The 8,440-nt window shown below is 70.4% G+C and carries 8 protein-coding genes, 1 tRNA gene and 1 pseudogene; 7 read left to right on the forward strand and 3 right to left on the reverse strand.

What is annotated here, in order from left to right:
- Positions 1-28 precede the first annotated feature (28 nt).
- From TsocGM_RS16100 to TsocGM_RS27945, 3 genes and pseudogenes are all read right to left on the reverse strand, one after another.
- The gene (locus TsocGM_RS16100) at positions 29-799 is read right to left on the reverse strand and encodes a 4Fe-4S binding protein (RefSeq protein ID WP_126726488.1); all 771 of its coding nucleotides are present in this window, start codon (positions 797-799) and stop codon (positions 29-31) included.
- 183 nt (positions 800-982) lie between these two features.
- Positions 983-2,125: an NADH-quinone oxidoreductase subunit D gene (locus TsocGM_RS27940; RefSeq protein WP_391732620.1), complete on the reverse strand. Its 1,143-nt coding sequence runs from the start codon at positions 2,123-2,125 to the stop codon at positions 983-985.
- 189 nt (positions 2,126-2,314) lie between these two features.
- Positions 2,315-3,916 (reverse strand): annotated as a pseudogene (locus TsocGM_RS27945) (NADH-quinone oxidoreductase subunit B); the annotation flags it as partial.
- Between the two features lie 9 nt (positions 3,917-3,925).
- Here TsocGM_RS27945 and TsocGM_RS16110 point away from each other — a divergent pair.
- The 7 genes from TsocGM_RS16110 to tnpC form a co-directional block, all read left to right on the forward strand.
- A complete protein-coding gene (locus TsocGM_RS16110; RefSeq protein WP_126726490.1) occupies positions 3,926-4,171 on the forward strand; it encodes a hypothetical protein in 246 nt (81 codons plus the stop codon).
- Between the two features lie 95 nt (positions 4,172-4,266).
- Entirely contained in the window at positions 4,267-4,650 is a 384-nt protein-coding gene (locus TsocGM_RS16115) for a response regulator (RefSeq protein WP_126726491.1), read from the forward strand.
- Between the two features lie 279 nt (positions 4,651-4,929).
- Positions 4,930-5,433 (forward strand): hypothetical protein, encoded by a 504-nt coding sequence (locus TsocGM_RS16120; RefSeq protein WP_126726492.1) that lies wholly within the window; start codon positions 4,930-4,932, stop codon positions 5,431-5,433.
- A 457-nt stretch (positions 5,434-5,890) separates the two neighbouring features.
- Positions 5,891-5,963 (forward strand) — tRNA-Phe (locus TsocGM_RS16125).
- Between the two features lie 561 nt (positions 5,964-6,524).
- Positions 6,525-6,875: an ArsR/SmtB family transcription factor gene (locus tag TsocGM_RS16130; protein ID WP_126726493.1), complete on the forward strand. Its 351-nt coding sequence runs from the start codon at positions 6,525-6,527 to the stop codon at positions 6,873-6,875.
- Positions 6,872-7,075, forward strand: coding sequence for an SRPBCC family protein (locus TsocGM_RS16135; RefSeq protein ID WP_126726494.1), 204 nt, complete (start codon positions 6,872-6,874; stop codon positions 7,073-7,075). Before TsocGM_RS16130 ends, TsocGM_RS16135 begins: the two co-directional genes overlap by 4 nt.
- A 40-nt stretch (positions 7,076-7,115) precedes the next feature.
- Positions 7,116-8,440: IS66 family transposase (tnpC, locus tag TsocGM_RS16140; RefSeq protein ID WP_126726495.1), on the forward strand; the 1,325-nt coding region annotated here is incomplete at its 3' end.

An 8,440-nucleotide genomic window follows, 5' to 3' on the forward strand; every position in this document is an offset into this window, starting at 1 on the left:
TAGCCGCCCGGTACCTGGTTTGTCGCGGTCAGGCGCCCGCCGGCTCGGGCTCGGGGGCCAGGGAGGCCGCCTCCCGGGCCTTGCGGAGCCGTTGCTCCTTCTTCCGGGCGACCTTGTCCCGCTCGGCCTGCTCCTCGGCGCTGGCCCACGCCTCGGGGTGCGTCCGGGCGTAGTAGGCGCTGGAGACGAGCAGGTCTTGCAGCGAGTAGACGTGAGACTGGTGCCGCTCGTAGTTGGACAGCTCGAAGTTCTGGTCCATCTTGATCGCGTCGAACGGGCAGTACTCGGCGCAGAGGCCGCAGTTCATGCAGACATCCATGTCGATGTAGAACTCCTCGGGGAGGGGGACGACCTTCCCCCGGGCGTCCTTGGCCTGGACCATCCAGATGCACTGGGGAGGGCAGACCTTCGCGCAGATGTTGCAGGAGGTGCAGCGGACGGAACCGTCCTCCTCGTCGTAGAGGAGCATCGGGAGGACCCGGAAGCGTTCCCGGGTGGGGAGGCGTTCGTCGGGGTATTCGACGGTGAAGAGGCCCTCGGTGCCGGCGTCCTGGTCGACGATCGACCCGCGGTGGTGCTCGGGACGCCGCCACCAGAGGTCGACGGGGAGATCCCCGCCCCCTCTCCTCCTGGTCGTCGCGCCGTGGCCGACGGTGAAGGTGCGGAGGAACCGCCGCATCGTGATCAGGTGCCCGGCGATCATCCCTCGGCCGAACGGCCAGAGGCCGAGCACCGCCCAGATCGCCGATCCGACCGGCCCGAACACCCCTTGGCCGTCGCGCCTCGTCCCGTCGTTCATCGTCCCCACCAACCTTTCCTGCGATGCGAGTGGGCAAGATCGCCCGGGGAGTGCCCGGGGGCGATCCCCTCGAAGAGGGGCCTCAGGGCCGGCCCGAGCGGAGGCTCGGGGCCCGGGGCCCAAGCCCGGCCGTCCCTCGGAGCGCGGCTCGCATGGCGGCCTCCCATGATCGCTCGGCCCTCCTCACCGATCCACCTCTCCGAGGACGATGTCCAGGCTGCCGAGGATGCCCACCACGTCGGCGACCGTGTGGCCGAGGCACATGGTTTCCAGAGCCGTGAGATTGATGAAGCTCGGGCTGCGGACGTGGTAGCGGTAGGCGGTCGGGCCGCCGTCGGCGACAACGTAGAAGCCGAGCTCCCCCTTGGCGTTCTCGACCCGGGAGTACGCCTCTCCGGCGGGGACCTTGATCTGGTAGCTCTTCTTGCCGGGGAGGATCGGTCCCTCGGGCAGGTCGCGGAGGGCCTGCTTGAGGATGCGGACGCTCTCGCGCATCTCCAGCAGGCGGACGTAGTAACGGTCGTAGACGTCGCAGCCGGTGCCGGTGACGACCTCGAAGTCGAAGCGGTCGTAGATGGAGTAGGGGGCGGCTCGGCGGATGTCGTAGGGCACGTTCGAGGCGCGGAGGACCGGACCGGCGGCCGAGTAGGCGATGGCCTGCTCCCGGGAGAGGAGGCCGACTCCCCGGGAGCGGTCCTTGAAGATCTCGTTCTCGGAGAGCAGGCGGTCGAGCTCGTCGATCTTGCGGTCGAGCCGGTCGGAGACGATGGCTCGGCAGCGGTCGAGCCAGCCGGGGGGGAGGTCGAAGGCGACGCCGCCGAAGCGGAAGTAGTTGCACATCATCCGGCTGCCAGCGGCCCACTCGAAGAGGTCGAGGATCAGCTCGCGCTCCTCGATCGCGTAGAGCGCCGGCGTGAAGAAGGCGCCCAGGTCGTTCAGCAGGAAGCCGATCGACCACATGTGGCTGGCGATCCGGTTCAGCTCGGCCATGATCACCCGGATGTACTCGGCGCGCTCGGGAACCTTGGCGTCGTCCCCCATGAGCTGCTCGACGGCCAGGGCGTAGCCGAAGTTGTTGAGCATCGAGGTGAAGTAGTCGAGCCGGTCGGTGAACGGGAAGTTCATCAGGAACGTGTTCCGCTCGCCGATCTTCTCGTGGTTGCGGTGCATGTAGCCCATCACGGGCTTCAGACCGACGACCGTCTCGCCGTCGACGCGCAGGTTCATGCGGAAGACGCCGTGCGTCGACGGGTGCTGCGGCCCGATGCTCAACACGAACTGGTCGGTGTCCAACTCCTGCACGTCGACGCCGGTCCCCTCGGGCATCCGGCCGGCCCCCTTGACGTCGGCGGCGGGGTCGAGCCGATCCCAGCCGGAGAAGGAGCGGGGGATCTTGACATTCGAGCCGAAGGGGTTCAGCTCCTCGGCGCGGCGGTGCTGCCCCTGGCCGTCGTCAATTCGGCTGGGGAAGACCTTGGCCGGGGCCTCGTAGTAGGGCTCCAGGTAGTCCTTGCGGAGGGGATGGTAGGCAAAGCCCTCCCACATGAGGATGCGAGTCAGATTTGGGTGCCCGGCGAAGCGGACGCCCATCATGTCGAACACCTCGCGCTCCTGGAAGTCGGCCCCCGGCCAAACGGAGATGACCGAGGGGACCTCGCCGGCCCCCTCGGCCTCCGCCGTTCGGACGCGCAGCTCGATCAGGGAGCCGGGCCTCGCCGTGCTGTCGAGGTGGTAATTCACCTCGATGCAGTCCTCGTAGTGCACGGACTGGAGGCTGGCGAGGTAATCGTAGCGGATCGGGTTGCGGTCCCGGAGGAAGAAGGCCACGTCGAGGAGCTTCTCGGCGGGGACGAGCAGGGCGGCGCGGACGATGGTGGCGGTTCCCGAGCCGAGTTCGGCGTCGAGGCGGGAGGCCAGTTCGGCCAGGCCCTCGTCGCCGAGCCAGACCAGGCTCGGCCGGGCGGGGGCGACCTTCAGCTTCTTCGAGGGCCGGGCGGCCGGCTTGCCCGCCGACGTCGGGGCCGAGGCGCCGGGGACGGCCTCTCCCCGGGACCGGGCCCGGATCAACTCGATCTTGCTCATCGCCCGCTGTTCGGCGGCGGGGGCGGGGGAGGGCTCGGCAGCGGCGTCGGGAGCCGGCCCGGGGGCCTCGGGCCGGGGAGCGGGGATGAGAGCCGGGCGGGGCAGGGCGGCCTCCCGGGCGTCGAGCAGGCCGGCGGCGGCCCGCTCGGCGGTCAGCTCCAGGGTGCGAACGTCGATCAGGTCGGGGCCGAACACCGGAACGGGGATGTCGCGGTCGACCTCCGGGTCGTACCAGGGGGTGTTCCCCTTGCGGCCAAGCGCGGGGATGTCCAGCCGCTCGCCGTCGATCTTCCGCTGAAGCGCGATCAGCCCGTTCAAGAGCGCCTGCGGCGTGGGAGGGCAGCCAGGGACGTAAACGTCGACCGGCAGGAACTTGTCGATGCCGGAGACGACGTTGTACCCCTCCTTGAACGGCCCCCCCCCCGAGGCGCAGGCTCCCATGCTGATGACGTACTTCGGCTCGGGCATCTGGTCGTAGAGCCGGGCGATCATCGGCATCATCGTCTTCGTGACCGTGCCGGAGACGATCATCACGTCGGCCTGTCGGGGGCTGCCGCGGAAGACCTCGGCGCCGAATCGGGCGATGTCAAACCGGCTGCTGGCCGTGCAGATCATCTCGATGCCGCAGCAGGCCAGGCCGAACCCCAGCGGCCAGAGGGCCGAGCGGCGCCCCCAGTTGTAAATGGTGTCGACCACGCCGAGCAGCTCGTCCCAGCTCGTGACCAGGACGTGCTTCTCCAGCTCGGCCTGCAGGGCCGGGTCGATGGGGATCGTCCACTCGGGGCGGGTGGTCGGCGGGGTCGGCATCGGTCTGGCCCTGGCTGTGGCGAGGGGCAAGAGGGGCGACGGCGGGGCCCGGGGCCGCCAGGCAAGCGGACGGGCGGCCCAGGGGACGGACACGGGGACGGCCCCGGGCGTTCGGCTCGGCCCAGGGGAGGCGGGGCTCGGGATCGGCGGCGGAACCCGCGCGAATTGTAGTCGCCGCGCCGGCGGCCCGCCAGTCGATCCCTTCCCGCCCGAGAGCCCTCGCCCCATAATACCGCCATGCAACGGCTGCCCATCCAGCTGAGCGTTTCGGCCCTGCTCATCGCGGTGGCGGGCGTGGCCCTCAACGTCTGGCTCTTCCGCTTCGGGCCGCTGGCCGGCCTCCTCGGCCTGAGCCTGACCAAGCACCTCGCCATCGCCTGGCTCTGCCAGACGATGGGGGTCGACCGCCGCCCCGAGGCCGCCCCCCCGAACGGCCCCGTCCCGGCCCCCTTCGCCGACGGAGCCTCCCGGGCGAAGGGCTGAGCCTCCCCCCAGCCCGAGAATCCCGAGTGGGCGCCGATCGGCCCGGCCGCTACAGTACCGACCCGGGGCAGGGACGCCCCGAGGAGGGACCCCCGATGCCGACGGATCGCGACGGCACGCTGCTGCTCGTCGAGGACGAGGAGCTCCTGCGCGGCCTCGTCTCGCAATTCCTGCGCGGGTCGGGCTTCCGGGTGGTCGAGGCCGCCGACGGCCTCGAGGCCCTCGACCGAATCGACCGGGACGGCCCGTTCGACCTGGCCCTGGTGGACCTGAACCTGCCCCACCTCTCCGGGGTCGACGTCTGCCGACGCCTGCTCGGCCGATGGCCGACACACCCGGTGATCATCTGCAGCGCCGCCATCCTCTCCGAGCACGAAACCGCACTGCGGCAACTGGGCATCGACCACTACCTGACCAAGCCCTACCACCCCGAAACCCTGCTGGCCCTGGTGGCCCAGCGGCTCTCGACCGCGGCCTGAGCCGCCCCGGGTGATCGGTTCCCTGATCCGAGTCGGGTCGCCTCTCGGCCTCGGGAGCCCCTGGCGACAGGTCCACCGCCCGGGGTATCCCGATCGACGAACCGAACGACCCGGTCTGAGGCTCTGAGGCGTCGAGGCGCCGCGCGGCTAGGCAATCGGCCGGGCGCTCGGATAGAATAGCTCCCCGATCGTCGCATCGCAACGGCCGGCGGCGCCCGGATGCCCCCCGGCCCTCGCCGACCGCCGCCCCGCCATCGCCCCGGACGAAGGATCACGCCCATGGCCGGCAAGCCGCAGAATCGCCTGGAGTTGCGCCGCCAGTACGAGGCCGCCGAGGACCTCGACCCGGTCGAGGACGACGCCGGCGTCGTCCTCGACGACGTCGACGACGAGGACGAGGGCGAACGCAAGCCGAAGAAGAAGAAGCCGGCGCCCAAGAGCAAGGCCAAGTCCACCAAGACCGCCAAGCCGGCCGCCCGGATGCGGATCGTCTGGAACGTCGTCAACGACGCCTTCAAAACGGTGGCGACCTTCGAGTACGCCCAGAAGGCCGAGGCCGAGGCGAAGGCCGAGGAGCTCAACGCCAAGGGCAAGGGGACCTTCTTCGTCCAGAAGTCCAAGGAACCCATGCCCGACGACGCCCCCGGCCTGGGCGCCACCATCACCCGAGCGACCCCTCCTCCCCCCAAGGTCGTCCCCGAGGCCGAACTCGAGGCCGAGGAGGAGGAGGAAGAGGCCGAGGAGGAGGACGAGGACCTCGACGAGGAGGAGGACGAGGACTGATCCCCCATCAGTCACCGATCCCCCCGCCGTCCCTTCCCGGACGCCGCTCCCCTCCCGACCCGATCCAGGCCCCACGATAGCCTGCCAACAACGCCGAGGACCCGTGCGCCGCGGGCTCGGCCTCCCAACCAGAGGCCGACCACCCACCCCGCTCAACGGCCTCCTCCACTCAGGCGGCCCAAACCGTGCCGCTCGGGACCTCGGCCTCCCGGATCGCCCTCCCCCGGTCCGCAACCCACCACCAGGCCCGGCTCGCGATGGGCAGGCGATCGCGCGAGCGGAGGAGTTCGATCGCGAGCGAAGGCCTGGCCCCCCCTGAGGCCTCGACCACATCGGCTTCGCCGTCACTCCCGCAGGTCTTCCATGACGAAAGGGGCCCAAAGAGGCCCCCTTCGTGTTCCCTTCGATTGACGACGCCGAGCCAAACCGCTATGATCCCCTGTCTCAGCACCATCTCGGGCAGATAGCTCAGCTGGTAGAGCACAGGACTGAAAATCCTGGTGTCGCCGGTTCGATCCCGGCTCTGCCCACTGCCGAATCAACCCGGCCCGAGGCGTCTATACCCGCCTCGGGCTTCTCTTTGCGCCCCTCCGAGGCGGCGGATCATCCACCGGGAATCCCGCCGGCCCTCGCCTCGATCCGCCCTGTCGCGGCTCCCGCTCGCCGACCAGGTGCTGCTGGATTGATGCCGTCGGTCCCGGTCGCGGCCTCCTCCCGGTCGGGGAGGCAAGGCCACCGCAGGGAGAACCGGGGCTCCGGGCTCGGATCGGCTGCCGGGTGAGAAGGCCGTTCTTCGAGGAGGCCCCCTCGCGGACGATCATCGACCAATGGGCCTCCCGCCGGTACGACAACCGACCCCGGTTCCCCAGCCTGCGGCATCAAGGACGAGCGGGAGGGGTAGTCTTGTGCCAGGCTCCAACGAGCCGCGATGAGGCACCTCACCTCCGCCCGGGTTTCTTCCTCCGGATGACCAGGATCAGGGCCCCCTGTCGGCCTTCGGCGACGGCCGCTCATCATTCCTCGGCCGTTGACGAATCGTCGACTGGCTCGTATATTTCCGATCGGCTATAGAACCAAAGGGCAATCAACCGATGATGACCGGCAGCCTCGACACGACGTTCGCGGCCCTGTCCGACCCGACCCGGCGGGCGATCCTCGCCCGGCTGGCGGAGGGGGAGGCCACTGTGAACGAACTGGTGGCCCCGTTCAAGCTGAGCCAGCCGACGATCTCCAAGCATCTGAAGGTCCTGGAGAACGCGGGCCTGATCTCTCGGGGCCGGGACGCCCAGCGGCGGCCGTGCCGGCTCGAGGCCGGGCCGCTGGCTGAGGCGAACGCCTGGCTGGAGCGCTACCGGGCGATCTGGGAGGCCAATTTCGATCGGCTCGACGCCCTGCTGGACGAGATGAAGGTTGGGAAGAATCCCCGAAGGAGGGACCGATGACGGACACGCTCAAGGTCACGACCGCCGGAGACCGTGAAATTATCATCTCCCGATCCTTCGATGCGTCTCAGGAGCTGGTCTGGGACGCGATGTCCCGGCCCGAGCTGCTCCGGCGCTGGATGGCCGGCCCGCCGGGCTGGGAGCTGACGACCTGCGAGGAAGACCAGCGGGTACTTGGTTACCGGGGCCTCGCCTGCTGACCTGTAGCTCCGAGGCCCCCTCCTGTGTAGAACCGTCCTCATGGCTGGCAGGGCACCCACCTACGACGAACTCCTCGAACTGACCCGGCGGCAGGCCCGGCAGATCGACGAGCTGCGCTCCGAGGTCGAACGTCTCAAGGCCGAATTGGAGCAGGCCAGGAGGGCGGGCAAGCGTCAGGCCGCACCCTTCTCCAAGGGGCCGCCCAAGGGCGTCCCCAGGCGACCGGGACGCAAGGCCGGGCACCCGCCCCGCCACCGACCCCCGCCGCCGCCCGAGCAGGTCGGTCGCACCGTCGAGGTCCCACTCCCGACGAACTGCCCCGAGTGTCACGCCCCGCTGGATGACGCACCGACGACGATCCACGACCAGGACCAGATCGACCTGCCCGAGCCGAAGCCGGTCATCACCCGCTTCCGGGTCCCGGTGGCCCGCTGCCCGGCCTGCTGCCGCCGGGTCCAGGGCCGCCACCCCGAGCAGACCTCCGACGCCCTGGGCGCCGCCGCCGTGCAGTACGGCCCCCGCCTGCTCGGGCTGGCCGCCGACCTGAAGCACCGCCTCGGCGTCTCCTACCGCAAGTGCTCGGCGGCGCTGCTGACCCTCACCGGGCTGGTGGTCGCCTCGGCGGCCCTGGTCCGCAGCGGCCACCGCCTGCGGCGGCTGGCCCGGCCCAGCTATGACGCCCTGGTCGAGGCCGCCCGCCGCAGCGAGGTGCAGCACGTCGATGAGACCGGCTGGAAGATCGGTGGTCGCTCGGCCTGGCTGTGGGTCTTCGCCGACGAGCACGCCACGCTGTCTCGCATCCGCCCGAGCCGGGGCCACGAGGTGGTCGTCGAGGTGCTGGGGGAGGAGTATGAGGGGGTGCTGGTCAGCGATTGCTTCCTGGCCGACGACCCGCTGGACTTCGCCAAGAGCAAGTGCACGGCCCACCTGCTGAAGCGGTGCTCGGAGGTGGAGCGGTCCAAGAGCCGTGGGGCGGTGCGGTTCAGCCGCCGGATGGCGGCGTTGCTGCGCCGGGCGATGGCGTTGAAGCGGCGCCGGGGGGCGATGAGCCCGCACGGCTATGCGGTGCAGCGGGGCAAGGTCCATGCGGAGTTGGACCGGCTGCTGGCCGGGACGTACACCGACCCGAACAACGCCCGGCTGGCGAAGCTGCTGCGCAAGCACCGGGGCAGCGTGCTGGGGTTTTTGGACCATGACGGGGTGGAGGCGACGAACAACCTGGCCGAGCGGGAGGTGCGTATCCGTCCGGTGAAGACCATCCTTGACGCCCGCGCGGCCCGAGCGCAGGGCGGCCCTGGCCGTCAGCCGGCGGCCAGGATGCGGCGGACCGACGTCCGGCCGATCCCCAGTCGCCGCGCGATCTC

The sequence above is a fragment of the Tautonia sociabilis genome (assembly GCF_003977685.1).
Lineage (GTDB): Bacteria > Planctomycetota > Planctomycetia > Isosphaerales > Isosphaeraceae > Tautonia > Tautonia sociabilis.

Excerpts from the sequence above, each read along its gene's own strand:
- TsocGM_RS27940 (WP_391732620.1), bottom strand. The coding sequence starts at position 2,125 with ATGCCCGAGGGGACCGGCGTCGACGTGCAGGAGTTGGACACCGACCAG.
- TsocGM_RS16130 (WP_126726493.1), top strand. The coding sequence starts at position 6,525 with ATGATGACCGGCAGCCTCGACACGACGTTCGCGGCCCTGTCCGACCCG.
- TsocGM_RS16115 (WP_126726491.1), top strand. The coding sequence starts at position 4,267 with ATGCCGACGGATCGCGACGGCACGCTGCTGCTCGTCGAGGACGAGGAG.
- TsocGM_RS16120 (WP_126726492.1), top strand. The coding sequence starts at position 4,930 with ATGGCCGGCAAGCCGCAGAATCGCCTGGAGTTGCGCCGCCAGTACGAG.
- TsocGM_RS16135 (WP_126726494.1), top strand. The coding sequence starts at position 6,872 with ATGACGGACACGCTCAAGGTCACGACCGCCGGAGACCGTGAAATTATC.
- TsocGM_RS16100 (WP_126726488.1), bottom strand. The coding sequence starts at position 799 with ATGAACGACGGGACGAGGCGCGACGGCCAAGGGGTGTTCGGGCCGGTC.
- TsocGM_RS16110 (WP_126726490.1), top strand. The coding sequence starts at position 3,926 with ATGCAACGGCTGCCCATCCAGCTGAGCGTTTCGGCCCTGCTCATCGCG.